Below are 24,607 nucleotides of genomic sequence, written 5' to 3' on the forward strand. Positions count from 1 at the left end.
TAGTCGCGACCACCGACAGAACGCACCCGAGTTTCCGGCCGTGACCGCAACCTGCGGGTATCAGCCGACGATGGGCTCCGCGTGCGCTTCGGCGTACCCGGCGGCAGCCAAGCGGTCGAGGGTGCGCTGCAGGACTGCGGTGTCTTCGAGAGTGCGCACGTCGGTGATCTTTCCCCACTTGATCCGCAGGAACTGGTGCACGACGTTCTCGTACGTCGAACCGTCCACGACGTTGACGTGCACGGTGACCGCCGTCGCGACCTGCGTGTTCCACGGCCAGCCGGTGACCAGCACGTCCTGCACCTCGAACTGCGTCCCGGGCAGCAGGCGGAAGCAGCGCTCCCACCACCGCCGTAACGCCTCGTGCGTACGCCGCTCGCCGCCGAGCGCGTGATCGCCGTAGAACCGGTACGTGAACGACGGCGCCATCCCGGCCACCATCGCCTCCCAGTTGCCCGCGCTGATCTGCGCGAACGCGTTCCGCACCTGCCGTCCCACTATCCGGTGGTAGATCCCCATGTGCCCACCGTAGCCATAGTGAGTTCAATGACGCAACTGACTACACTCGAGGGCATGCGGAACACCAGCTTCGCCTCGATGCACTGCTCGCTAGCCCAGTCCCTGGAGCTGATCGGCGACTGGTGGACGCCCTTGGTGCTGCGCGATCTCTACCTCGGCCTGAACCGCTTCGACCAGTTCGTCACGGACCTCGGCATCTCCCGCAACCTGCTCACCGACCGGCTCGCCACGCTCATCGACGGCGGCCTGGTACGACGTACGCCGTACCAGCAGAACCCGGTGCGCTACAGCTACGAGCTGACCGACGCGGGGCAGGAGCTCGTGCCGATCCTGATCGCACTCACCGCCTGGGGTGATCGGTGGGCGACTCCCCCGGCCGGCCAGCCGATGCGGTTCACCCACACGTCGTGCGGCAAGGTCACGACGGCGACGGTGTGCTGCTCGGAGTGTGGCGAGGCGCTGGCAGTGGATGACGTCGTACCCTCGCCCGGCCCTGGCGGCCGGACCGCTCCCGGTACGGCGTTGATCGCGAGCGTGCTGTCAGGACTCGAGCCGAAGGCGTAGCAGCTCGGCGAGCGGCATCGACTCGCCGTCGCGGGCGCCCTGACCGACGACGAGCGGCGGGTCGGACGGGAGCACCCGGACGCCTGCGACGCGGGACTTGAGGCTGGCGGGTACGCCGAGGATGTAGAAGTTCCCGTCGACGTCCACGGCGAGCGAGCGGTTGCGGCGCAGGTACCACCCGGTGAGATCGGTGCGGTAGCTGGCGTTCGAGCCGATGACCTGAGCACGCAACGGCTCAGGTTCGACGCCGCGCTCCTTCAATGTCTCGATGAAGCCGGCCAGTAGCTGTCGCGCCTGAGCGCTCTCGGCGGCCTTCTTGCGTTCGAGCGCGGCCGCATGCTCGACCGCAGCCTGTCGTCGCTCCTCCCGCCAGCTCGTCACCCCCTCACCCTACGGTCAGTCGACGCAGAGGCAGAACGGGTGTCCAGCGGGGTCGAGGAAGACGCGGAACGACGTACCGGGCTGGTGGTCGGGTTTGGTCGCGCCGAGCGCCAGTACTTCGGGCTCGGCCGCGTCGAGGTCCTCGACCATGACGTCGAGGTGCAGCTGCTGCGGAACGTCCTGACTCGGCCAGGAGGGCGCCTTGAAGTCCTTGACCTGCTGGAACGAGATGCAGTTGCGCCCGTCCTCCGGGCGGATGTCGGCCCAGCCGTCGCGGGCCTCGACCTTCCAGCCCAGCAACTCGCCGTAGAACTGGCTGAGGACGGCAGCGTCCGGGCAGTCCAGCACGAAACTCGGGTACTTAGCGATAGCCATGGCTCGCACCTTAGTAGCCATTGCGGACGGTTTACGTCCGGTTAACCGGCCGAGTTTCCGACGAGTGTCTGCCAGGCGCGATCGAGGCCGGCGGCGAGGCAGCCTGCCACCACGGTCTCCGTACCGAGCACACTCGCCTTCACCTCTGGCATCACCGGGGCAAGCTGATGCAGTTGCTTGGTCACGGCCTCGAGGAAGCCCGGCGCCTGCCCGATACCGCCGCCCAGCACGATCAGATCGGGATCCACAACGGTGATCACCGTGCACACCGCCTTGGCGACCAGCAACGCCTCCTCGGCGACGACCGCCGCCGCGAGCGCATCACCCCGGACCGCAGCCGCGAACACCTTCTCCGCTGTCGAGGCCCCACGGACACCCGCCCGACGCGCCGCCCGTACGACGGCAGCCGCCGACGCCGACGCATCGAACCCGCCCCGCTTCCGCGCGTCCCGCGGGTCACTGCCGCTGCCCTCGGTGAATGGCAGGTACCCGATCTCCCCTGCCACACCGTGCGACCCGTGCCGCAGCTTGCCGTCGAGCACCAGGCCCATCCCGATACCGGTGCCGACCGAGACGAACGCGAAGCTGTCGACGTCCCGACCGTGCCCGTGCGCCCGCTCTGCGATGGCCGCCGCGTCCACGTCGTTCTCGATCATGAGGGACGGGCCGAAACGCTCCCGCAGCGCAGCCAGTGTCGCCGGCGAATCCCAGCCGGACAGCCGGCCGGTCAGCGTCAGCGCGTCGAGCCGGGGATCGTAGACACCGGGACTGCCGAGCACGGTCTGGGTCAGTTGCGTGACCTCGATGCCGACCTCCGCGGCGAGTGTCGCTGTCAGATCGACCAGCTCCTGAATGCGGGCCATCGCGTCAACCGCCTTGGTCCGCACGCTCAACCGCGAGCGCACCGTCCCCGCGAGATCCGCGATTCCACCACGCAAGTACTCGCGCCCGACGTCGAGCCCGAGCACGAACCCCGCCTCGGGCCGCACCTCGTACAGATTGGCCGCAGGCCCGGGTACGCCGGTCCGCTGACCGGTGACGTGCACTAGACCGGTCCGCTCCAGCGAGCCCAGCGCCGCGGACACGGTCGGCTTCGACAGACCGGTGAGCCCGGCGAGCTCGGTGCGCGAGATCGGCCCTGACCGTCGGATGTGGTCGAGCAGCACCTTCTCGTTGATCTCGCGGATCAGCTGCGGGCGCGCAGCCGCAGCGCCTCCGGCAACAACGGTCACGCCGAACCCCCTCGCTCCCTGGCAACTTAACAATTCGGTCAACTCGGACAACTCGGCCAACAAGTTCTGGCGATCCCTTGTGGTGCCGCTGATAGTTAAGTTAGTTTCCTATCGATTCTATTGGTCGGCGCGAGGAGGTGCCACCCCGTGGTTTCGACACCCGTCGTCCTCGGGCTGGACTTCGGCGGCACGAAGATCGCCGTCGCGGTCGGGGACCTGTCCGGCCGCCGCCTGGGCGCGACGACCATCGAGAGCCGGGACGGCGCCGGTGCCGCGGAAGCGATGACCCGCGGGCTGACGACGGCGCGCGAACTCCTCACGGAGGTCGCGCCGGATCACGAACTGGCCGGTGTCGGCGCGGCGACCCTCGGCATCCCGTACGACGACCGCGTGGAACTGGCTCCGACCTTTCCCGGCTGGGGCGAACTGCCCTTCGGGCGGTTGATCCGGGACGCGTTTCCCGGCGTACCGGTGCGGCTGGCGACCGACGTCAAGGCGGCCGCGGCGGCCGAGCTGCGCTGGGGTGCGCTGACCGGTTGCGACCCGGGGCTCTACGTCAATCTCGGCACCGGTCTCGCGGTCGCGATCGTTGCCGGCGGCACCGTGATCACCGGCGCGCACGGCGCGTCCGGCGAGATCGGCTACAACCTGCGCTCCCCCGCCGACGCGTACGTCGCCGGCGAGGAGCGCACGATCCTGGAACACGTCGTCAGCGGCCAGGCGCTCGAGACCACCGGGACCGCCCGGCTCGGGCGACCGGTCACGGCCGCCGACGTCTTCACGATGGCGCGGACCCACCAGGACGCCGCCGTCCTCACCGACGAGTTCGTCCGGGAACTGGCGACGCACCTCGCCAACCTGGCCATCGCCGTCGATCCGTCCCGGATCGTCGTCGGCGGCGGGCTGGTCCGGTCCTGGGACCAGCTCGAACCCGGCCTGCGTCGCGCCCTCGACGCAGCCGTCCCGTTTCCACCGGAGCTCTCGGTGGCACGGTTCCCCACGGACGCACCGCTGATCGGGGCGCTCGCCCTCGGCGTCGAGGCCGCAGGAGTCGACCTCGGTGCCGAAGCATTCGCATGAGCAGGATTTCCAGTAGCGAAAGGCAGAAGACGATGAGGGGCATCACACGCATCGCCGTCGCCGCCCTGGCGGTCGGCGCACTGACCGCCGGATGCGGCGGCGGGGACAAGCCGATCGGGAAGGCGTCCTCGTCCGGCAGCCCGTCGTCCTCGACGAGCAGCGGCGGCGGCACCGGGCAGTACAAGAAGGGCGGCACCGTCACGATCGCCAACGTCGGCGGTCAGACCTGGCCGTGCCAGTTCAACCCGTTCAACCCGTCGGTCAACGGCGTGGCGTCCGGCTTCGTCTACGAACCGCTGACGTTCGTCAACGTACTGAAGGCCGGTGCGACCACGCCGATGCTTGCCACCGACTTCGCCTGGTCGCCGAAGAAGGACTCGATCGTCTTCACGATCCGCGACGGCGTGAAGTGGAGCGACGGGAAGCCGTTCAGCGCCGACGACGTCGTCTACACGTTCAACCTGATGAAGCAGCAGCCGGCGCTGGACCTCTACGCGCTGTGGACCGGCGCCGGACTGACGAGCGTCACCGCGGCCGGCAACAAGGTCACCCTGAAGTTCAAGGGCGCGGCCGAACCGTACTTCTTCAACTTCGCCAACCAGGTCGGCATCGTGCCGAAGCACATCTGGTCGACCGGCGAGGCGGCGACGAAGCCGGCCACCTGGGCGGACCCGAAACCGGTCGGCACCGGGCCGTTCACGGTCGAGTCCTGCTCGAGCAACAACATCTCGTACGCCGCCAACGGCTCCTACTGGCAGCCGGGCAAGCCGTACATCGAGAAGGTCCAGTACCCGGCGTACCTGGACAACAACCCGGCCAACCTCGACCTCGCCAGCGGCAAGGCGCAGTGGGGCGGCCAGTACATCCCGAACATCGACAAGTTCTACAAGTCCAAGGCGCCGGAGAACAACTACTGGTTCCCGCCGACCGCGAACGTCGCACTCGTGCCGAACAACGATCCGTCCCGCCCGGCGACCAGCAAGCTGGCGGTCCGGCAGGCGCTCGCGTACGCGCTCGACCGGGAGCAGATCTCGAAGATCGGAGAGAGCGGCTACCAGCCGGCCGCGAACCAGACCGGCGTCGTGACACCGACCTTCGACAAGTACTTCGACAAGGACGCCCTCACCGCGGCCGGGTACGACAAGCCGAACACGGACAAGGCCAAGCAACTGCTGCAGAGCGCCGGATACTCTGAGTCCAACCCGCTCAAGCTCAGCGTCATCACGGTCACCGGCTACACCGACTGGGACGCCTCGCTCGCGGTCGTGAAGCAGCAACTGGCCAAGATCGGCGTCGAGCTGAGTGTCCAGGACCTGCAGCAGCAGTCGTACAACCAGAAGCTCTACACCGGTGACTACGACCTGGCCTACTCCAGCCTGTCCGGTGGCCCCACGCCGTACTACGAGCTGCGCCAACTGCTGTACTCGAAGAACACCGCCCCGATCGGCAAGCAGGCCAACAGCAACTACTCGCGCTACAGCAACCCCGAGGTCGACAAGCTGTTCGACCAGTACGCCAGCGCGGATCCCGACACGCAGGTCAAGCTGATCAAGCAGATCTCGGGTTACATGATCAAGGACGTGCCGCTCATCCCGACCACCGAGTCGGTCGACTGGTACCAGTACAACACCAAGGACATCGAGGGCTGGCCGACACAGGACAACCCCTATGCCCAGCCGGCGCCGTACAACATCCCCGACGCCGGACAGGTCCTGGCCAACCTCTACTCGAAGTCCGCCCAGAACTAGCCGGCCCAGAAGTAAGTCCGCCCAGAAGTAGGGAGCTGCGAAGCGTGAGCACGAGGAGCTGGTGGGAGTGCGATACCTGATACGACGTCTCGGGTTCTTCGTGCTCACGCTGTGGGCGGCGATGACGCTGAACTTCTTCATCCCGCGGATGATGCCGGGCAGCCCCGAGGACGCACTGCGGCAACGGCTGAGCAAGGGCGGAGCGGTGGTGACGCCCGAGCAGTTGCGCACGGTGCTGGCGGAGTTCGGCTTCGATCCGGACAAGAACGTCGTGCTGCAGTACGTCGAGTACCTGAGGTCGATGGTCACCGGTCACTGGGGCGTGTCGATCGGCAGCAGCCTCGGCGTACCGGTGACCACGCTGATCGGTGACGCGTTGCCGTGGACGCTCGGGCTGGTCGGCATCTCGACCGTCCTCGCGTTCGTCCTCGGCACGCTGATCGGTACGGTCGCGGGCTGGCGGCGCGGCGGCCTGATCGACGGGATCGTGCCGCCGGTGTTCATCGTCACCTCGGCGCTGCCGTACTTCTGGGTGGCGCTGCTGCTGATCTCGTTGTTCGCGATCGGCAGCAATCCGATCCTGCCGAACGACTTCAACTACGACCAGGGCATGACCCCGGCGTTCACCGGTGAGTTCATCTTGAGCGTGATCAGGCACGGCATCCTGCCGGCCACCACGATCCTGATCACCGCGGTCGGCGGCTGGATCCTCACCATGCGGAACAACATGGTGACGACGCTGGCCGAGGACTACGTCCGGATGGCCCGCGCGAAGGGCATTCCGGGCCGCAAGATCATGTTCGGGTACGCCGGCCGGAACGCGTTCCTGCCGAACCTGTCCGGATTCGCGATGTCGCTCGGCTTCGTGATCTCCGGAACGATCCTGGTCGAGTACGTCTTCAACTACCCGGGTCTCGGCTACATGTTCTACAACGCCACGGTGAGCACCGACTATCCGTTGCTGCAGGCACTGTTCCTGCTGGTGACGCTGGCGGTGCTGATCTGTGTCCTGCTCTGCGACTTCGCGGTGTTCCTGCTCGACCCGCGAGCCCGGACGAAGGGGTAACCGATGAGCGCCATAGTTGCCGGCACCGCGGCGGGTACCCCGACTGCGACCCGCCGCCCGCGGGGCGGCCTGTTCCGGGCCGTACTCCGCAACCGCAAGGCCATGGTGGGAGCGGTCCTGCTGTTCCTGTTCATCCTGCTCGCCGCGTTCCCGCAGGTGTTCGTTCCGGCGGAGTTCCACGACCCGCAGGCGATCGGCGACCTGCCGCTGCAGGGGCCGTCCAGCACCCACTGGCTCGGTACGACGGGTCTCGGTCAGGACGTGTACGCCCAGCTGATCTACAGCACCCGGGAGTCGCTGGTGATCGCGATCGTCGCCGGACTCGGTGCGACGATCCTGTCGGTGATCATCGGCGTCTCGGCGGCGTACCTCGGCGGGTTCGCGGACGACGGGTTGTCGATGATGACGGACATCTTCCTGGTGCTCCCGACGTTCCCGCTGATCATCGTGCTGGCGACGTACGCCGGTAAGGGCAACCTGACCGTGATCATCATCGTGCTGATCCTGACCGGGTGGTCGTACGGGGCCAGACAGATGCGGGCGCAGGCGTTGTCGCTGCGGAACCGGGACTTCCTGGAGTCGGCACGGGTCCGTGGTGAGCGATCGTCGTACATCATCGTCGTCGAGGTGCTGCCGACGATGATCTCGCTGATCGTCGCGAACTTCCTCGGCGCGGCGCTGTACTCCGTGCTCACCGCCGCCGGCTTGCAGTTCCTCGGGCTCGGCGATCCCAGCTCACTGAGCTGGGGAACGATGCTCTACTGGGCGCAGAACCAGGGCGCCCTGGTGAACGGCCTGCCCGCGTGGGCGCTCTCACCGGGTCTCGCGGTCGCGTTGCTCGGTGTGTCGTTCGCCCTGCTCAACTACGCGTTCGACGAGATCAGCAACCCCGCGCTGCGGCCGGTTCGGAGGCGACGTGCCAAGTCTTGAGAGCCGGCCACTTCTCGAAGTCCGGGATCTGACCGTCGAGTACGACACCGGGGACCGCCCGGTCGTCGCGGTCGACCACGTGGATCTCGACGTACACGCCGGTGAGTTCGTCGGCGTGGTCGGCGAGTCGGGGTGCGGCAAGTCGACGCTGCTGTTCGCGATCGCGCAGCTGCTCAGCTCGCCGGCTGCGATCACCGGTGGCAGCGTGACGTTCCAGGGCCAGGACCTGGTGGCGATGAACGAGAAGAAGCTGTCCGCGTTGCGGTGGCGCGACTTCTCCGTCGTGATGCAGAGCGCGATGAACGCGCTCAACCCGGTGAAGAGCATCGGCGCGCAGTTCCGGGACACGATCATGGCGCACGACGAACCCGTCGCCGACGAGCGGCCGGCCGAGGTACTGCGGCTGGTCGGGATCGACCCGATCCACCTGAACAGCTACCCGCACCAGCTCAGCGGCGGCATGCGGCAGCGCGCGATGATCGCGATGGCGCTGCTGTTCACGCCCGACCTGATCATCATGGACGAGCCGACGTCCGCACTCGACGTGGTCGCGCAACGGTCGCTGATGGTGCAGATCAAGGAACTCCAGAAGCAGCTCGGCTTCGCGGTCATCTTCGTCACGCACGACATGTCGCTGGTCAGTCACTTCTCGGACAAGCTCGTGGTGATGTACGCCGGGCAGGTCGTCGAGTTCGGCGACACCCGGGCAGTCTTCGATCATCCCGAGCATCCGTACAGCGCCGGGCTGCTGGACGCGTTCCCGTCGATCCGCGGGCCCAAGGTGCCGTTGACGGGAATCCCGGGCAGCCCGCCGAACCTCGCCGATCCGCCGCCGGGCTGCCGGTTCCAGCCGCGCTGCCCGAAGGCGTTCGAGGACTGCCCGAAGATCGCGCCGGAGCTCTACCAGGTGGGCGCCGTCCAGGCACGCTGCCTGCTCCATGTCAAGGAACCCGTCCGGGAGCGCACATCATGACGACGGTGGACTCGATGGACACGAACCAGGCCGGCGTGACGGAGTCCGCCGCCGCGCCGTTGCTCGAGGCAAGGGAACTGACCCGGCACTTCCGGGTCGGGCGGGGATTCTCTCCGCAGATGCTGCACGCGGTCGACGAGGTGAACTTCTCGATCGGGCGGCAGGAGATCGTCGCGCTCGCCGGTGAGAGCGGAAGCGGCAAGAGCACGATCGCGCGGTTGCTCGCCGGCGTGTACAAACCGACCAGCGGCGAGATCTTCTACCAGGGCCGGGCGATGTCGACCTTCCGGTCCCGCAAGGACCAGCTCGCCTACCGGGGCGACGTACCGATGGTGTTCCAGGATCCGTTCTCGTCGCTGAACCCGGCATTCCGGGTGAAGCACGGCGTACTGCGTTCGCTGAAGCTGCATCGGCGGGACCTGACGACGAAGGCGCAACGCTTCGACGAGGCGGAGCGCGTCATCGAGGCCGTCGGCCTGTCGCCGGCCGGCGACGTCATGCAGCGGTACCCGTACGAGCTGAGTGGTGGCCAACGGCAACGGATCGGATTCGCGCAGGCGCTCGCGCACAAGCCGAAACTGATCCTCGCCGACGAGCCGGTGTCGATGCTGGACGTGTCGATCCGGATCGGGCTGCTGAACCTGATGGCCGAACTGCGGGAGTCGCAGGGTGTCTCGTTCCTCTACATCACCCACGACATCGCGAGCGCGCGGTACGTCGCCGACCGGTTGATGATCATGTACGCCGGGCACATCGTCGAGACCGGTCCGACCGAGTCGGTCCTGCAGAACCCGAAACACCCGTACACGGACCTGCTCCTCGGCGCCGTCCCCGACCCGCGGGCACCGCTGGCCGCCGGCCTCGAAAGCGACACCGGTGAACCGCCGAAGGTCATCGACCCCACACCCGGCTGCCGTTTCCGCTGGCGCTGCCCCCTCGCCGTGGACCGTTGCCACTCGGAGACACCGCTTCTCCGGGTCCTCGGCAAGAACCACGAGGCCGCCTGCCACGTCGCGGAGCCCGACAGCTGACGCAGATCCTCGTCCCCCACCTCGGCTTCGGAACCGGGGCCGTACCCAATCCGTTCTTCGGCATCACTGAATGAACCTAGGAGGGTTTCAGGCGTATACGGGGGCATTTCCCTCCAGGTTCACCGACGCGCGGGTTTACGTGAGGGTCAGCTGCAGGGTCTGGTCGGCTGCGAGCGTTGTCGGGCGGGTCAGGGTGACGACGGCGCGGTTGCCGGTGGCAACTACTCTGGCCGGGATTCGGTCACGGCCGAGGCGGACCTCGATCTGACGTGCCGGCTTGGTGGTTTCGAAGGAGAGGGTGTTGAGGGTCAGGCGGCCGTAGCGGACCTCGACCGAGGCGGACAAGCTGCCTGGCGTGCGGCGCTGGTGGTATGAGCCCCAGCCTTCGGCGGCGGTGAAGGCGCAGCGGAAGTCCTCGGGGTGGATGCGTGGCGCGAAGCCGAGGTGGCCGCGCGGTCCGTGGTATTCGTAGCCGCACGCGGAGAGGTAGACGCCGTAGCCCATCATCGCGCGGGCGTAGTGGTCGCTGGCCTCGATCTCGTTGTAGGGGTTGCGTTTCTCGGCCGAGTAGCGTTCGTACATCGCCCGTGTGACGGCGAGCGCCTCCGCGGTCATGCCCTCGGAGAACAAGTGCGCGGCGAACTGGTACTCCTGCCCGGTCCACACCTCGTTGAAGTACATCAGCCCGCGCGTCTCGGACGACCCGCCGTGCGGCCAGGTCGCCATGATCACGCCGCTCTCCCCCTCGGTCGTGTACACCCGCCCGACCCCGATCCCCGGCGGCCGGTACGTCCCCGGATCGGCCCGGAAGTTCGACTCGTACAACCGTCCCAGCGCCGTCCGCGCCTGATCGGCCGGGAACACCCGCGGCAGCCCGAGCTGGGCCGCGTACGTCTGCCCGTACATCTGGTCGATGAACAACCCGCGGTTGCTGTTCTCGGCCGTCGGATGCGCCGGGTCGACCTTCTGCACGTAATACCCGTACTCCTCGTTCCACAACTTCTCAGACAGGTACGCCGACCCGCGATCGGCGGTCGCCGCGTACCTAGCAGCGCTAGCGCTGTCGCCGACCTCACCCGCCATCGCAGCGGCGGCCCGGAGCGCGGCGACGTACAGCCCGCTGATCCACGGCACCTCGCCGTACCACTCGGTGTCGAGCGTGTTCCACTGGCTGCCGCGGAAGATCCCGTCCTCGTCCGGCCCGTCCCGGTGCGTGACCAGGAACTCGACGGCCGTCCGTACCCGTGGCCAGACCCGGCGCAGGAACGTCGAGTCCTTGCTCATCTGGTGTTCGCGGTAGATCCGCAGGATCGTCCCGGTCTGCCCGTCGGCGAACGAGGTCGACGCGTCACCGGCCTCGCCGCGGTTGCCGATCTCGCCGCTCGGCCGGAACGCGATGCCGAGGTCGACGCGTTCCCGGGTGTCGCGTTCCAGGTCGGGGAAGAGCCGGCCGATCGCCTGCGCGTAGTTCCAGACGTGCTCGCAGGTGCCGGCGCAGCAGTACGTCCCCTCCCAGGCGTAGAAACGCCCGTCGTCCCAGCGATAGCACGTACTCGTCGCGATCGTGGACGCCGTCGCGAGGGTCCGTTCGAGGAACCAGTGCGGCAGCGACGAGTCGTCGTACCAGGTCTTCACCCAGAGCTTGGTGTCGCGCTCGAGACGGTCCGCGTGCTGGCCGACGTACTCGACGACCTGGCGCGCCGACGAGAAGCGGGTCGCGTAGTGCCGGCGGAACGTCGAGGCGCCGACGAGCTCGGCGAACAACTCGCGCTCGGGGTTCGGGAAGAACCAGCCGTACGCGAACCGGATCGTCCGCGACTCCCGCGGGCGCAATGTCACCGTGACGGCGACGGTCCCGGCCTGTGGCCCGTCCGAGTCGCCCGGACCGGTCGCCGAGTCGAAGAGTGCCTCGACCGAGGACCAGTCCGCGATCGACGGCCGCGCGACTCCGCCCGGCGTCAACGCTGCCAGTGCGAACGTGCCGCCGTCGGGACGTTCCGCCACCGGCTGCCGACGGATCGGCCGGTCGCTGAACAGGATCCGGTCCACGTTCACGTGACCCCAGCCGCCGGTGTTGTTGTCGACGATCTGGATCTGCGCCGTCTTCCCCGCAAACGCACCCACGTCCATCGAGACCGCGGTGAGCGGCTCGATGTCGGTCCCTGTCGCCGAAGCCACCACCTGTCCGTCGACCACGACGTTCAGACAGGTCTCGCCCTTGTGGTGCCCGCCGCCGACCCACGCCGTGACGAACCGGCGCTCGATAACGAAGGCCCGGCTGGTCAGCGAGCCCGTGTACCCGTCCGGGTCGCCGGTGCCACGGAAGTTGTACGACGTGACGAACCGCCCGCTCACGTTCAACTCGGTCCGCACCCCGAACGGCCGCCGGAACCCGTCCGGCGTCTCGGCGGCGGTCACCGGGCCCGCGCCGAAGGCGTCACCCGTCACGGTCCATCCGTCGTACGTCGGCTTGTCCCAGGTCTCGAACACGATGTCCGGCCGATCCGTGAACACGATCGCGTCGCAGCTCAGGTGCCCCCACGCGCCCGTACTCGCGTCGACGATCTCGATCCGTGCCGTCCGCCCCCGATAGGCAGCCAGATCCAGCATCTGCGCGACCAACGGCTCGCTCTCGTCACCCGTCGCCGACGCCACGACCTGCCCGTCGACGAGTACGTTCACGCACGTCTCGCCGGGATGACGGCCGCCGCTCACGCCGACCGCGACGTACCGGCGCTCGACGGTGAACTCCCGGCTCGTCAGCTTCCCGGTCGCCCCGTCGTTCGCGCCACCACGGAAGTCGTACGACGTGACGAACCGCGTCCCCGACACGTTCAGATCGCCGAACCGCTTCATCAGATTCGGTACGTCGAGGGGTCGCACCGGGCCCGCTCCGAACGCGTCACCGGTGACCGTCCACCCGTCGTACGTGTCCTTCTCCCAGTCCTCGAAGAGAAGGTCGCCCTGCTCCGCGGCCGTGTCGTCGATCGCCCCGAACTGGATCCCGCCGGTGAAGGCCCGCGCCTGCAGCGTGGTGGGCTGCCGGAGGCGGCTGTCGATGCAGACCGGGTTCTCGGCGTACCCGAGCAGCGTCGCGCGGACCGAGGCCGACGACGTGTTCCGCAGCGTGAACGACATGATCGTGGCGGGCAGCGTCGAGTCGAGCGTGGCCAGCGGGACGAACGGCGAGAAGGCCTCCAACTCCACCGACACCGGGCTGTCCGCGTCGCTGTACGCAACCCGGCCGATCGGGTACGAGCCGGTGAACCGGACGTCCTTGAAGCCGGCTGCGTCGACCGTCCGCGTCGTCGTCCGGCCGCGGGTGGTCGTTCGGAGCGCGAAGCCCTGGCCGAACTGCGACGCGCCCGGCTGGTCGGCGGACAGCGGGTCGGCGTAGTTGTGCCCGGAGAAGTCCGCGCCGCCGAGCGGGAACGAGGTCGGGTTGAAGATGTCCCAGGCCCACAGGCGCCCGTCGCCGGCCAGGTACACCTGTCCCGTCGTACCGCCGCCGACCGGCATCCCGATCCTGGGCAGCGCGGCACCGGTGTACGTCGTCGGCGTACCGCGATCGAACAGCACCGCCGGATCGTGCTTCGGCGGCGCCGCCAGCGCTGCCAGCGCCTGGCCCGGGACGGCCATCGCGCCGACCGCGGCGGCGCTCAGGGAGATGAAGGTACGGCGGCTCAGGTGCGCCCTGGGACAGTCACCAGCACAGGATCGATTCGCACAACCGGGCGGCAGATCAGGCGTGGTCATTCGGTTCTCCTAACCGGGCGGAGCGGGAGAAATCGATTTCCGACACCGTAGCCAGCCCCCGGGCAGAGGTCAACGGGTCCCGCCTGGCGGGATACTGTTCGACGCATATCGAACAACGTCGTAGGGTGGGTGCCATGCCCCTTGAGCACCGCCGGTCGGTCGTCGCGCTCGCGCTGATCGCCTCGTTCATGGTCTTCGTCGACAGCACGATCGTGAACGTCACCCTCGCCCAGCTGGCGACCCACCTGCACGCGTCCCGCGCCGAGCTCGAGTGGTCGCTGAACGCCTACACCTTGTCGTTCGCCGCGCTGATGCTCGGCGCCGGAGCGATCGCCGACACCCTCGGCGCGAAGCGCGCGTTCCTCACCGGACTGCTCGTCTTCACGCTGTCGTCGGCGGTCTGCGCGGTGGCCGGTTCGATGCTGATGCTGAACCTCGCCCGGCTCGTCCAGGGCGCGGGTTCGGCTCTGTTGCTTCCCAGCGCACTCGTCCTCGCGACCGCGTCCGCGACCGACGAGCACGCACGCCACCGCCTGGTCAGCTGGTGGGCCGCGGCGGGCGGTGCCGGGATGGCGGCCGGTCCGCTGCTCGGCGGCGGTCTCGTCGCGCTCGCGAACTGGCGAGCCGTCTTCGCGGTCAACGTGGTGATCGGCATCCCGGCCGCGATCTGGGCACTGCGCTCGATGCCGGCTGTCGTACGACGTACCCGGCGACTCGACTTCGCCGGGATGGGTGCGGCGACCGCGTTCATCGGTGGGCTGGTATTCGCGTTGATCGAGGCGCCGACGCGCGGCTGGCTGGATCCCGCTGTGCTCGGCGCGGCCGCCCTGACCGTCGCCGGCCTCGTCGCCTTCATCGTGGTCGAGCGTTCCGTCCGGGCACCGCTGCTCCCACTCAAGCTGTACGCCGAACGCGGATTCGCGACCGCGGCGCTGCAGGGCACGCTGCTCAATTTCGCCTTCTACGGCGTGCTGTTCTCGATGAGCCTGCTGCTCCAGCAAGGGCGCCACCTCAGCGCGCTGGTCACCGGGTTGCTGTTCCTGCCGTTGACCGGCCTGATCTCGATCGCCAACCTCGGCTCCGCGCCGCTGACCCGCCGCCTCGGCCGACCGGCGGTCCTCGCGATCGGCCAGGCGGTCCTGACGCTAGCGCTGCTAGCGCTCGCCTGGGCCAGTACGTCGTCCGCGGTCTGGCCGATGGTGCTCGCGCTGATCCCGATCGGGTTCAGCTCCGGTCTGCTCGTCCCGACGATGACCGCCCAGTCCATCGCCGCGGTCGAACCCGACCTTCACGGTGCGGCCTCGGCCGCGTTCAACACGTCCCGCCAGATCGGCGGAGCGATCGGCGTCGCGACGTTCGGCCCGCTCCTCGGCACCGCCCACAACCTCGCCAGCGGCTTCGTCACCTGCGCGATCGTCGCTGCCGGCGCGAGCATCGCGGGCCTCTGCGTCACCGCCTTCGGCCGCCGTACCCCGGTCCTCGTACCCTCGGCGGCATGCGATTCGTGATCCGCGACGGGTACGCGCGCTACCAGGGGCCTGTCGCCGGTGGTACGCGGCACAGGCACGCCGCGTTCCAGCTCGCGATCGGCCCGGAGGTCGCGATGGTCGACGACGCCGGCGTGTGCCACCGCGGCCCGGCCCTCGTCGTACCGCCGATGACCTGGCACCGGCTGCTTGCCGCGGACGAGCTGCTGACCTACTTCATCGAGCCGCAGTGTGCGTTCGCGGATCGGCTGCGTGAGTACGACGGGATCGCGGTGGTAAAGGCGGTCGACGGCTTGCAGGATCTCGACGCTGCGGCGGCGCGGGCGTCGGCCGGGTTCGATCCGCGACTGGTCGAGGCGATGGGGCTCACGCCGACCGAGGTGCTGCCTGCTCTCAGAGCGGGCGGTACGCCGTGAGCAGCGAGATCGACCCGGTGACGGTCGGCACCACCTCGACCTCGCACACGTCCTCGAATCCGGCCGCGGCGATCAGCGACGGGAGGATCCCGTCCGCGTTCGGCTGCGTGTCGGCCTTCCCGTCGGCCAGTTGCACGATCCGGAACCCGAGGCGCATCGCCCAGGTCCGCTGCAGCCCGTAGTCCGCGATCACCAGCCGCCCACCAGGCCGCAGTACGTCGTACATCGCGGCCAGGATCGCCCGCTTGACCGGGAGCGGGCACTGGTGCAGCACGAGGCTCGACACGACAACATCCACAACCCCCGCTCCGACGACGTCGACCAACTCGTCCCCCAGTCCGAGCCGCCACTCGACGCCCACGGAGTCGGGAGCTTTGCGCTGCGCGCGGGCGAGGATCTCCGGGTCCGGATCGACGCCGACCACCCACGCGGCGGGCTCCGCCTGGTGCAGCATCAGCGCGAGCGTGCCCGTACCGCAGCCGACGTCCATGACCAGATCGCCCGGGCGTACAGCGGCTGAGCGCACCACCATCGCCCGCCACACCTTCTCGCGGACCAGAGCCGCCACCACGTCGAAGAAACGGCTCGGCAGGAAGCGGCCCAGGGCCGGGGTGAACGCTGTTTCGGTCATGCAGGTAGCTTTCCTGGGGCAGAGGTGGCCTGGCTTGAAGAAATCGCTTGTCCCCGTTGCAACCGAACCGGGGGCCGGACGCAACGAATCGGGTGGCTCGGAGCGTTCTGATTCTGGAGAGGGGGGCGGGTGGCTGCACAGTCGAAGGGGCAGTCGAAGAAACGGCTGGGGACGACGGTTGCGCTGACGCTTGCCTGCGTCCTGGTCTGCGGCGTCGCCTTCGCCGGGGCCGTCTTCGTCCTGATGCCAGGCGCCCGCGACCGCAGTACGACGCCCTCGGCCAGCGGATCGACGACGCCGTCGATCCCCAGCTCGCGACCCATGCCGAGTCCGAGCGTCCCCGACTCGACCTCGAGTGAGGAGCCGCTGCCGGGCGTCGACACCCCGGCCACTCCCCCGCCGTCGACCCCGGTCGCGAACACCGGCACGTACGAATGCCCCGGATTCAGCGGCATCGAGTCGAACGTCCCGCTGTCGATGCTGATGAGCGACACGTTCTCCTGGGGCACCGACCCGCCGTACAAGGTCGGCAACGGGAGCGGCGACATCAACTGGCGCTCCGACCCGTACCGCAAGCCGAGCTGGTACATGTGGCTGCATTCACTGCGCTGGCTGGGCAACGGCATCACCGCCGGGCAGCGCGGTGATCGCAAGGCGCTGACGCACGTGATGGCGATCATCCACGACTGGGTCAAGGACAACCCGTACACGTGGAAGGGCGATGTCGGCGCGTGGGAGGCCACGATGCACCGCACCAACGTGCTGCTGTGCGCTCGCCAGGCCGTCCTCACCGGGCTGAAGGTCAGGTCGCTGCCCACGCAGTACGCCTGGCTCGACAAGGCGCTCGTCGACCATGCGCAGTTCATGATCGTGAACTGGAGCGGGCCGTCGAACCACGGGACGGACGAAAGCATCGCGCTGTTCGGCGTCGGGTGCACGCTGAAGCGGCAGGAGCTTAAGACGCTGGCCGTGGACCGGCTGTCGCAGGCGATCACGAAGGCGATCGACACGCAGGGCTCGACGAACGAGCAGTCGGTCGGGTACGCGATGTTCAACTACCTGCTGTGGGGTCGCGCGACGACCGCCCTGCAGCGGTGCGGATCGAACCCCGGACCGGTGATCGCCCAACGGCGGGCGGCCCTGTCGGAATGGCTGGCGCTCGCGACCAAGTCCACGGGTGAGCTGCAGCAGGTCGGTGACGCCGTACGGCAGAAGCCGACCGGTGCGACCGGTACCGCGCTCGACTACGTCGCCTCGCTCGGGAAGCGCGGGACGAGACCGTCGAAACGGGTCGCGGTCTTCGACGCCGGCTACGTCTTCGGCCGGACCGGGTGGGGCGAGACACGGCAGTTCGCGCAGGAGTCGACGTACAGCATCCGGTACGGCGCGGCGCGGACACTGCACGGTCATGACGACCACATGTCGCTCACCTACTCGTCGCACGGCCGGGACGTGCTGATCGACCCGGGGCACTCCGGGTACCAGCTCGACAAATGGCAGGCGTGGTCGAAGAGCCAGGCCGCGCACAACGTGATGACCATCCCGTCGGCCGACACCGTGAGCGTGGTGACGCAGCTGGTCCGCGCGTCGATCACGCCGACCTGGGAGTCGTACTCGCTCGCTGATTCACCGGCGCCGGGCGTGAGCCGGAAGCGCGACGTACTCGTGCTCAAGGATCCCGACCTGATCATCACGCTCGACCGCGGCCAGGCGACCGACCCCCAGCGGTACGAAACGCTCTGGCACCTCGCACCGGACCAGAAGGTGACAGTCCAGTCCCCCACGGCAGCAGTTGCCACCCCAGCTGCGAAGACCGGCGACAAGTCCAAGACCTACCTGCTGCAGATCCCTTACCAGCAACAGGTCCCCGCCGACGGCATCACCGTCGTCCAGGGCCAGCAGGACCCGGTCCAGGGCTGGTACTACCCCGACATCTTCCATCGCCAGCCGGCCCCCGTGGTCAAGTTCGGCCGCAACGGGACGAACGCGACGATCCTGTCCGCGATCGTCCCGGCAGGCTCGACCGAAACCGTCACCTACAAGACCCGAACCGTCAGCGGCATGTTCTTCGTCGACCTGACCGTCGGCACCCGGAAGGCGACCGTCCGGGTCCAGCAGGACGGCCGCCTCACCCGCATCAGCTGATCACTGTTCGGCACCCGGTCACAACCGTCGCACCTGCCTTGTCTCTTCTGTTGATTCGATTCTTCGGGAGGTTATGGATGAGTAGGCATCCGGCGGTGCGGGACCACTGCTTGAGTTTGGTGCGCAGCGTGGATCGGCCGACTGGCGGGGCGCGGTACGGGCGGATGTTTCCGGACCTGGAGCCCTTGGGGACGGATCCGCACGTGCTGATGCGGGCGGGTGCCGACGGTGGGATCTGTGACGCCGCGGCGGCGCTCGACCTCGGGAACGACGGGGACGACGCGGAGCAGGCGGCCGGCTGGCCGTTCTTCGGGCAGTTGCTGGCGCACGACACCACCGCGGACCGGTCGCCGATCGCGGCAGGAGTCAGCACCGACGCGTTGCGGAACGCCCGCTCGCCGCGGCTCAACCTCGAGATGCTGTACGCCGACGGACCGATCGGTGCGCCGTACCTGTTCGATCTGCACGACCCCGCCAAGTTCCTGCTCGGCGCCGGCGGGTACGACGTACCGCGGAATCCACAGGGCGTGGCGCTGATCGGCGACCCGCGCAACGACGTCCACCTGTTCTCGCTGAGCCTGCACGTGGCGTTCCTGCAGGCGCACAACCGGATCGTCGACAGTCTGCGGACGGGCGGCGTGCCTGAGGAGGATGTGTTCGAGCAGGCGCGCGTCATGCTGACGTGGCACTACCAGTGGATCGTCGTCCACGACTTCCTGCCGAGACTCGTCGGGCGGCGGTTGGTGGACGAGGTGCTCGAGGACGGCGGGAAGTGGTTCGCGCCAGAGTCCCTGCAGGCGTTCATCCCGCTGGAGTTCGCGGATGCGGCGTACCGCTACGGGCACGGTCAGATCCGGCACACGTACCGATTGGTCGAGGGTGGTCCCGAGTTGCCGTTGTTCCCCGATCTGGTCGGGTTCGGGCCGGTGCGGCAACGGCTCGATCTCACGCAGGTGTTCGACGTACCAGGACATCCACCGGCGCAGCGGGCCAAGCGCCTCGACGGCCGGCTCGCCGCAAGCCTGATCGGCCTGCCGGAGCAGGTCACCGGCGCTGTCGACCAGACCGCGTACAAGTCCCTCGCGGTCCGCGATCTGCTGCGCGGCGACACGACCGGTCTGCCGAGTGGCGAGGAGGTCGCCAAGCTACTCGGCGCACCGCCGCTCGCCGAAGGCACCTGGCCTGGCGGTACGCCGCTGTGGTTCTACATCCTGAAGGAGTCCGAGTACCTCGGTGACGGTGACCGCCTCGGGCCGGTCGGCGGGCGGATCGTCGCCGAAGTACTGATCGGGCTGCTCCGAGCCGACCCGGCCAGCTACCTCAGTCTCGAACCGGACTGGCAGCCGAACCTGCCGGCCGCCGGCGAGAGGTTCGGCCTGACCGACCTGCTCATCCCGGCCGGCTCGCGCTGAGCGTCCGCGCCTTCGCCTCGCTGGCGAACGCCTCGCGGGGGCTCTGGACGGAGGCCAGCGAGACGATGTCGCGGCCGTAGAAGAGGGACACCAGCCAGATCGCCAGCACCCGCATCTTCCGGTCCCAGGTCGGAACCGCGAGCACGTGGTACCCGCGGTGCATCAACCAGGCCGGCAGACCCTTGATGACGATCCGCTTGTACTGGAAGATGCCGTTCCCGAGGCCGAGCGTCGCGATCACACCCAGGCTGCTGTGCACGTAGTTCTTCGGCTCCCGCCCGCGCAGCGACCGCAGCAGGTTCTTCGCCAGCAACTTCCCTTGCCGTACGGCGTTCTGCGCGTTCGGCACCGTGTACGCACCCTTGGTGGGCGCCGCCAGGTCGGGCACGGCCGCGTCGTCGCCGGCCGCCCAGGCGTCCGGGATCACCTCGCTCTCGGTGCCGATCCGCAGATCCGCCCGCACCTGGACCAGTCCGCGCTCGTTGTGCGGCAGGTCGGTGTGGTTGCGCAGCAGCCGGGTCGCGGCGTTGCCCGCGGTCCACACGATCAGTTCCGAGTCGAACTCCGTCCCGTCCGAGAGCACCACGTGCCCGTCGTCGGCCGACTGCATCGAGGTGTTCAGGTGCACGACCGCGCCGCGCTTCTCGAGCATCTTCACCACCCACTCGCCGGGCCGGTCGCTCACCTCCGGCAGGATCCGCCCGGTCGCCTCGACCAGGTGGAACGCGAGATCGTCCTCGGACAGCTCCGGGTACTTCTTCAGCAACGCCCGCGCCAGAGACAGCAGCTCGGCGAACCCTTCGACGCCGGAGAACCCGCCGCCCACGAACGTGACCGTCAGCAGCTTGCGCCGCTGCGGCCCCGGTTCCAGCCCGGCCGCCTCGTCGAACGCGGTGAACAACCGGTCCCGGATCGCCACGGCTTCCTCGACGTGCTTCATCCCGATCGCCCGATCGGCCACCCCCGGTACGTCGAACGTCCGCGTCACCGCACCGGCGGTCACCGCGATCACGTCGTACGTCAGCTGGTAGTCCGGGCCGTCGGCCGGGTGGATCGTCACCGTCTTGTCCGCGTGCGAGATGCCGGTGACCATGCCGGCCACGACCCGCGTGTGCCGCAGGTTCCGGCGCAGCGACACCGCCGCGTGCCGGGCCTCCACGGAACCGGCGACCACCTCGGGCAGGAACGGCTGGTACGTCATGTACGGCCGCGGGTCGACGACGACCACCTCGGCCTCGCCGCGCCGCAGCTTCTTCTCCAGCCTCCACGCCGTGTAGAAACCGGCGTACCCGCCGCCCACCACCAAGATCCTGCGCACTGCACTCTCCGTCCGTCGACTTCTCGAAGGTAAGACACCCCGCCCGGGCCGGATGTGACATTGCTAGTGGCGGAGCTGTTTCCGGGACGTGATGCCCAGCTTGGCGAAGACTTTCCGCAGATGCCACTCGACAGTGTGCTGACTGAGGAACATCTGCGCACCGATCTCGGCGTTGGTCAGCCCGGCACCGGCCAGGTCGGCGATGTGCGCCTCCTGTGCGGTCAACGAGTCGCGGCCGGAGCTGTCTGCCGTACGACGCTCGTCGAGCACCTCGCCCGTCGCCGCGAGCTCCCGCCCGGCACGCTCCGCGAACGCGCCCGCACCGGCCGCCGAGAACAGCTTGTACGCCATCCGCAGCTGCCCGCGCGCGTCCTGACGACGGCCTTCCCGACGCAGCCATTCGCCGTACACCAGATGCGTCCGCGCCAGATCCATCCGCATCCGCGTCCGGCTCAACCGCTCGACCGCTTCCTGGTACGCCGTCTCCGCCGCGCCACCCGTCGCACGCAAACCGGTCGCCCGCGCCAGGACCCCGAGCCCCCAGTTAGACCCACTGGCCACCGCCTGTTCCCGTAAGCGGTCGTAGGCCTCGTCTGCGGCCTCCGGACGTCCGACGCGGGCCGCCGCCTCGATCAGCTCGGGCAACGCCCAGTTCGCCGCACCGAGCTCCGTCGGATAGGCCGTGGCCTCCAACCCCGCCTGCAACGCCACCGGGTACTGCGTGAGTCCGTTCCACAGGAGGGCGTTCGTCATGTGCGCGAAGGTGACCGCGCCGCCCTCGCCGCGGGAGGAGGAGTCCTCGAGGCTGGTGGCGATCAGCGACGCTGCGTCCGGCCGCCCACGCCAGGCCGCCAGGCAGATCTCGCCGTAGGCCGCCAGCCCGGCACCAGTCGCGTCGTGGATGGTCCGGCTCTCGGCCAGCAACGCCGAGGCGTTGGCCAACTCACCTGCGTACAGGGCCAGCATGACGCGATGGTGGAGAACGAGCGGCAACTGGTTCAGATCGCCCAGCTCGCGGGCGATCCGCAGGTGCCGTGCCGTCAGCAGGTCCCAGCTCTCCTCGTCCCACAGGTTCACCGCCAGGACGGCCGACAGCCACATCCAAGTCAGATCCTCGGGATCCGTCGTCCCGTTCTCCGCGGAGAACGCGCTCATCGCGGTCCGCGCGGGAGCGACCACCGCGGGGAACCCGTCGGCGAACAGGGTCGTCACGGCGTCGTAGAGCAGGTCGCGCTTGCGTGGTTGCTCCAGCCGGGGCACGGCCTTGGCGGCGCGGGCGACATACGTGATCCCTGTGTCCTGGCCGAAGCGGCCGGCGAACTGGGCGGCGGCGAGAGCATCCAGGTAGGTGTCGCGGGCGAGAGCGAGGTCGAGCGGTTCGAGTCGCCGGGCAGCGTCGAGCAGCAGCGGCGGAGCTTCCAGGCTGTGGCCGGAGGCGAACGTCAGTTGGGCGCGCATCAGGTTCACCCGGGCCTGGTGCAGGCCGTTGACCGGTCCGTGCTCGGCGGTGTTCAGGAGACGCAACGCGGTCTCGAACGCGCCTGCTGCCAGGCTCGCCTGGGCTGCGGAGAGAGCGCGGATCGCGCGCGTTGCCGGGTCCGGCGTCAGCTCGGTCGCGCGCTGGAGGAACGCCGACGACGCCGCCATGCCGCCACGACGTTGGGCCCGGTCGGCCGAGCTCACCAGTTCGGCGGCGACGGCCTCGTCCGGACCGTCGGCAGCCTGGGCCCGATGCCAGGCGCGGCGATCGGGATCGTGCTCCGGGTCGATCGCCTCGGCGAGGGCCCGGTGGACCGCGCGCCGATCGACCGGATCCGCGGCCCGGTACGTCGCCGACCGGACCAGCGGATGCCGGAACCGGACGCGAGCTGCGATATCGATCAACCCGGCCTTTTCGGCGGGCGCCGCCGTACTCATCGGCACGTCGAGAAGCATCAGGGCGCGAACCAGCAGCGGTACGTCACCGACGGGCTCCGCGGCCGCGGTCAGCAGCAGACGCTGGGTGTCCGGCGGCAGCGCTTGAACGCGGCGCGCGAAGTTCTGCTCGATCTGACTCGCCAACGGCCGGGCGTCCGGCCGCTCGAACCCGCCGGCCAGCTGCGCCGCGGTCAGTCCCCGCGGCAGCTCCATCAACGCGAGCGGGTTGCCCCGCGTCTCGGCCACGATCCGGTCGCGGACATGACCGTCGAGCCGTCCCGGTACGACGGAGTCCAGCAGCGAGCCCGCGTACTCGTCGGCGAGACCGCCGATCGGCAACTCCGGGAACCCGCGCCACTCCGGCCCGGTCACCGGCTCGCGCAGCGAGAACACCACGCCGATGCGGTCGGCGAACAGCCGGCGCCCGACGAAGGTCAGCGTCTGGACCGACGCCTGGTCCAGCCACTGCGCGTCGTCGACGACACACAGCAGCGGCTCCCGATCGGAAGCCGCCGACAGCAGACTCAACGTCGCCGCACCGATCAGGAACCGGTCCGGCGGTCCCCCGCCGCTCAACCCGAAGGCGACCTCGAGCGCCGCGCGCTGCGGACCCGGAAGCCGGTCGCTGAGATCGAGCAACGGAAGGCACAACTGGTGCAGGCCGGCGAACGGCAGCTCCATCTCCGACTCGACCCCGGACGCGCGCGCGACCCGGCAGCCCTCGGCCCGGCCGACCAGGTACTCGAGCAGCGCCGACTTCCCGATCCCGGCCTCGCCACGGACGATCAGCACCTGCCCCGTACCGGAGCGCACACCGGCCACGACGTGGTCCAGTCGTGCGGATTCCGCCCGTCGCCCACGCAGCTCCGGCGCTGTGCTGGTCATCGCTCCCACCCCATCGTCAGAGGCTACGTGGGAACGGCGATACGGGTACAGAACCCTCGAGTACCGGAACTCCGGATCAGACCGCTTCGGGCGCCAGAACTTCTTGGGCCAGCCGATCCCGCGCACGCTTGACGAGTTGGCGCGCGTTCGGCGCCCCGATCCGGAGCGTCTCCGCGATCTCGCGGTACGGGTAGTCGAAGCCCTCCCGCAGTACGTACGTCGCCCGTTCCGCCGGCGAGAGCCGATCCTTCAACAGCTGTACGGCGACCGCGAACGCCTCCCGGTTCTCGGCGTACACCTGCGGATCAGGACCCGAGGCCACCCGCTCGTCCGGAAGCCACGGCCCGACCGCCGTCTCGTGCCGGCGCCGTGCCGACTGGACGAGGTTGATCGCGAGCCGCGACGCCACCGTCGCGAGGAAGGCCTGCGGATCCGCGACCGTGGACCGGTCCGTCCGTTGCCAGCGCACCCAGACATCCTGAACCAGCTCCTCGGCCTCGTGCGGATTACCGGTGATCCGGCACGCGATCCGGTACAACCGCGGCCGCGCCTGCAGGAACTCGTCCAATCCCGCCGTACTCACGATCCGGCCTCCTGACGCTGGGCAACACCTCCAGCGTCGGCCGTCGACCACGGGGTCCGCGCCCTGGAAACCCCATGGTCGAACCCGTGGTTCCGCGGGATGAGACCGGACAGACAGTCAGGTTGTGACCGAGGAGACAGTCACAGAACGCCACGCTG

Annotated in this window: 20 protein-coding genes; 11 read left to right on the forward strand and 9 right to left on the reverse strand. The window is 68.9% G+C overall.

The window, feature by feature from the left end; genetic code table 11:
* Positions 1–60: 60 nt before the first annotated feature.
* Complete coding sequence (locus tag E0H45_RS18690; RefSeq protein ID WP_238155083.1) at positions 61–519, reverse strand: nuclear transport factor 2 family protein; 459 nt, start codon at positions 517–519, stop codon at positions 61–63.
* Positions 520–546: 27 nt separating this feature from the next.
* Between E0H45_RS18690 and E0H45_RS18695 the strand changes: the two genes are divergently transcribed.
* The gene (locus E0H45_RS18695) at positions 547–1,083 is read left to right on the forward strand and encodes a winged helix-turn-helix transcriptional regulator (RefSeq protein WP_238155084.1); all 537 of its coding nucleotides are present in this window, start codon (positions 547–549) and stop codon (positions 1,081–1,083) included.
* Here the strand turns inward: E0H45_RS18695 and E0H45_RS18700 are convergent.
* Genes E0H45_RS18700 through E0H45_RS18710 form a run of 3 tightly spaced genes read right to left on the reverse strand, consistent with a single transcriptional unit; the run spans position 1,060 to position 3,071 of the window.
* The gene (locus E0H45_RS18700) at positions 1,060–1,464 is read right to left on the reverse strand and encodes a hypothetical protein (protein ID WP_131338939.1); all 405 of its coding nucleotides are present in this window, start codon (positions 1,462–1,464) and stop codon (positions 1,060–1,062) included. The genes E0H45_RS18695 and E0H45_RS18700 overlap by 24 nt on opposite strands.
* 15 nt (positions 1,465–1,479) lie before the next feature.
* Entirely contained in the window at positions 1,480–1,839 is a 360-nt protein-coding gene (locus E0H45_RS18705) for a VOC family protein (RefSeq protein ID WP_131338941.1), read from the reverse strand.
* Positions 1,840–1,880: 41 nt separating this feature from the next.
* Positions 1,881–3,071, reverse strand: a complete 1,191-nt coding sequence (locus E0H45_RS18710; protein WP_131338943.1) for an ROK family transcriptional regulator — start codon at positions 3,069–3,071, stop codon at positions 1,881–1,883.
* 147 nt (positions 3,072–3,218) lie between these two features.
* Here E0H45_RS18710 and E0H45_RS18715 point away from each other — a divergent pair, with 147 nt between their 5' ends.
* The 6 genes from E0H45_RS18715 (at position 3,219) to E0H45_RS18740 (ending at position 9,899) form a co-directional block, all read left to right on the forward strand.
* Positions 3,219–4,151, forward strand: a complete 933-nt coding sequence (locus E0H45_RS18715; protein WP_131338945.1) for an ROK family protein — start codon at positions 3,219–3,221, stop codon at positions 4,149–4,151.
* 32 nt (positions 4,152–4,183) lie between these two features.
* On the forward strand, positions 4,184–5,899 hold the full coding sequence (locus E0H45_RS18720) for an ABC transporter substrate-binding protein (RefSeq protein ID WP_131338946.1): 1,716 nt from the start codon (positions 4,184–4,186) through the stop codon (positions 5,897–5,899).
* 61 nt (positions 5,900–5,960) lie between these two features.
* Positions 5,961–6,965, forward strand: coding sequence for an ABC transporter permease (locus tag E0H45_RS18725; protein WP_238155085.1), 1,005 nt, complete (start codon positions 5,961–5,963; stop codon positions 6,963–6,965).
* A 3-nt stretch (positions 6,966–6,968) separates the two neighbouring features.
* A complete protein-coding gene (locus E0H45_RS18730; protein ID WP_131338948.1) occupies positions 6,969–7,895 on the forward strand; it encodes an ABC transporter permease in 927 nt (308 codons plus the stop codon).
* Positions 7,882–8,868 carry an ABC transporter ATP-binding protein gene (locus E0H45_RS18735; protein ID WP_131338949.1) on the forward strand — a complete coding sequence of 329 codons (987 nt, stop codon included), beginning with the start codon at positions 7,882–7,884 and terminating at the stop codon, positions 8,866–8,868. Before E0H45_RS18730 ends, E0H45_RS18735 begins: the two co-directional genes overlap by 14 nt.
* Entirely contained in the window at positions 8,865–9,899 is a 1,035-nt protein-coding gene (locus tag E0H45_RS18740) for an ABC transporter ATP-binding protein (RefSeq protein ID WP_238155086.1), read from the forward strand. Before E0H45_RS18735 ends, E0H45_RS18740 begins: the two co-directional genes overlap by 4 nt.
* Positions 9,900–10,034: 135 nt before the next feature.
* On the opposite strand, the gene E0H45_RS18745 is transcribed toward E0H45_RS18740, so the two are convergent.
* Positions 10,035–13,655, reverse strand: a complete 3,621-nt coding sequence (locus E0H45_RS18745) for a GH116 family glycosyl hydrolase (RefSeq protein WP_131338950.1) — start codon at positions 13,653–13,655, stop codon at positions 10,035–10,037.
* Between the two features lie 134 nt (positions 13,656–13,789).
* Here E0H45_RS18745 and E0H45_RS18750 point away from each other — a divergent pair, with 134 nt between their 5' ends.
* On the forward strand, positions 13,790–15,163 hold the full coding sequence (locus E0H45_RS18750) for an MFS transporter (protein WP_131338952.1): 1,374 nt from the start codon (positions 13,790–13,792) through the stop codon (positions 15,161–15,163).
* Entirely contained in the window at positions 15,151–15,558 is a 408-nt protein-coding gene (locus E0H45_RS18755) for a hypothetical protein (protein ID WP_131338954.1), read from the forward strand. The genes E0H45_RS18750 and E0H45_RS18755 overlap by 13 nt, the downstream gene beginning before the upstream one ends.
* Here E0H45_RS18755 and E0H45_RS18760 read toward each other — a convergent pair.
* The gene (locus tag E0H45_RS18760) at positions 15,536–16,189 is read right to left on the reverse strand and encodes a class I SAM-dependent methyltransferase (RefSeq protein ID WP_131338956.1); all 654 of its coding nucleotides are present in this window, start codon (positions 16,187–16,189) and stop codon (positions 15,536–15,538) included. The genes E0H45_RS18755 and E0H45_RS18760 overlap by 23 nt on opposite strands.
* Positions 16,190–16,318: 129 nt before the next feature.
* Here E0H45_RS18760 and E0H45_RS18765 point away from each other — a divergent pair, with 129 nt between their 5' ends.
* Together E0H45_RS18765 and E0H45_RS18770 are read left to right on the forward strand one after the other, a co-directional pair.
* Positions 16,319–18,334 (forward strand): heparinase II/III domain-containing protein, encoded by a 2,016-nt coding sequence (locus E0H45_RS18765; RefSeq protein WP_238155087.1) that lies wholly within the window; start codon positions 16,319–16,321, stop codon positions 18,332–18,334.
* A 128-nt stretch (positions 18,335–18,462) separates the two neighbouring features.
* Positions 18,463–19,746 (forward strand): peroxidase family protein, encoded by a 1,284-nt coding sequence (locus tag E0H45_RS18770; protein ID WP_202872388.1) that lies wholly within the window; start codon positions 18,463–18,465, stop codon positions 19,744–19,746.
* Here E0H45_RS18770 and E0H45_RS18775 read toward each other — a convergent pair.
* The 3 genes from E0H45_RS18775 to E0H45_RS18785 form a co-directional block, all read right to left on the reverse strand.
* Positions 19,724–21,064, reverse strand: a complete 1,341-nt coding sequence (locus tag E0H45_RS18775; protein ID WP_131338960.1) for an NAD(P)/FAD-dependent oxidoreductase — start codon at positions 21,062–21,064, stop codon at positions 19,724–19,726. The genes E0H45_RS18770 and E0H45_RS18775 overlap by 23 nt on opposite strands.
* 63 nt (positions 21,065–21,127) lie before the next feature.
* Complete coding sequence (locus E0H45_RS18780) at positions 21,128–23,866, reverse strand: ATP-binding protein (protein ID WP_131338962.1); 2,739 nt, start codon at positions 23,864–23,866, stop codon at positions 21,128–21,130.
* A 76-nt stretch (positions 23,867–23,942) separates the two neighbouring features.
* The gene (locus tag E0H45_RS18785; RefSeq protein WP_238155088.1) at positions 23,943–24,449 is read right to left on the reverse strand and encodes a sigma-70 family RNA polymerase sigma factor; all 507 of its coding nucleotides are present in this window, start codon (positions 24,447–24,449) and stop codon (positions 23,943–23,945) included.
* Positions 24,450–24,607: the final 158 nt, after the last annotated feature.

Source organism: Kribbella soli (assembly GCF_004331345.1).
Taxonomy (GTDB): domain Bacteria; phylum Actinomycetota; class Actinomycetes; order Propionibacteriales; family Kribbellaceae; genus Kribbella; species Kribbella soli.

Excerpts from the sequence above, each read along its gene's own strand:
- E0H45_RS18755 (WP_131338954.1), top strand. The coding sequence starts at position 15,151 with ATGCGATTCGTGATCCGCGACGGGTACGCGCGCTACCAGGGGCCTGTC.
- E0H45_RS18705 (WP_131338941.1), bottom strand. The coding sequence starts at position 1,839 with ATGGCTATCGCTAAGTACCCGAGTTTCGTGCTGGACTGCCCGGACGCT.
- E0H45_RS18780 (WP_131338962.1), bottom strand. The coding sequence starts at position 23,866 with ATGACCAGCACAGCGCCGGAGCTGCGTGGGCGACGGGCGGAATCCGCA.
- E0H45_RS18690 (WP_238155083.1), bottom strand. The coding sequence starts at position 519 with ATGGGGATCTACCACCGGATAGTGGGACGGCAGGTGCGGAACGCGTTC.
- E0H45_RS18745 (WP_131338950.1), bottom strand. The coding sequence starts at position 13,655 with ATGACCACGCCTGATCTGCCGCCCGGTTGTGCGAATCGATCCTGTGCT.
- E0H45_RS18760 (WP_131338956.1), bottom strand. The coding sequence starts at position 16,189 with ATGACCGAAACAGCGTTCACCCCGGCCCTGGGCCGCTTCCTGCCGAGC.
- E0H45_RS18740 (WP_238155086.1), top strand. The coding sequence starts at position 8,865 with ATGACGACGGTGGACTCGATGGACACGAACCAGGCCGGCGTGACGGAG.
- E0H45_RS18695 (WP_238155084.1), top strand. The coding sequence starts at position 547 with ATGACGCAACTGACTACACTCGAGGGCATGCGGAACACCAGCTTCGCC.
- E0H45_RS18730 (WP_131338948.1), top strand. The coding sequence starts at position 6,969 with ATGAGCGCCATAGTTGCCGGCACCGCGGCGGGTACCCCGACTGCGACC.
- E0H45_RS18720 (WP_131338946.1), top strand. The coding sequence starts at position 4,184 with ATGAGGGGCATCACACGCATCGCCGTCGCCGCCCTGGCGGTCGGCGCA.
- E0H45_RS18750 (WP_131338952.1), top strand. The coding sequence starts at position 13,790 with ATGCCCCTTGAGCACCGCCGGTCGGTCGTCGCGCTCGCGCTGATCGCC.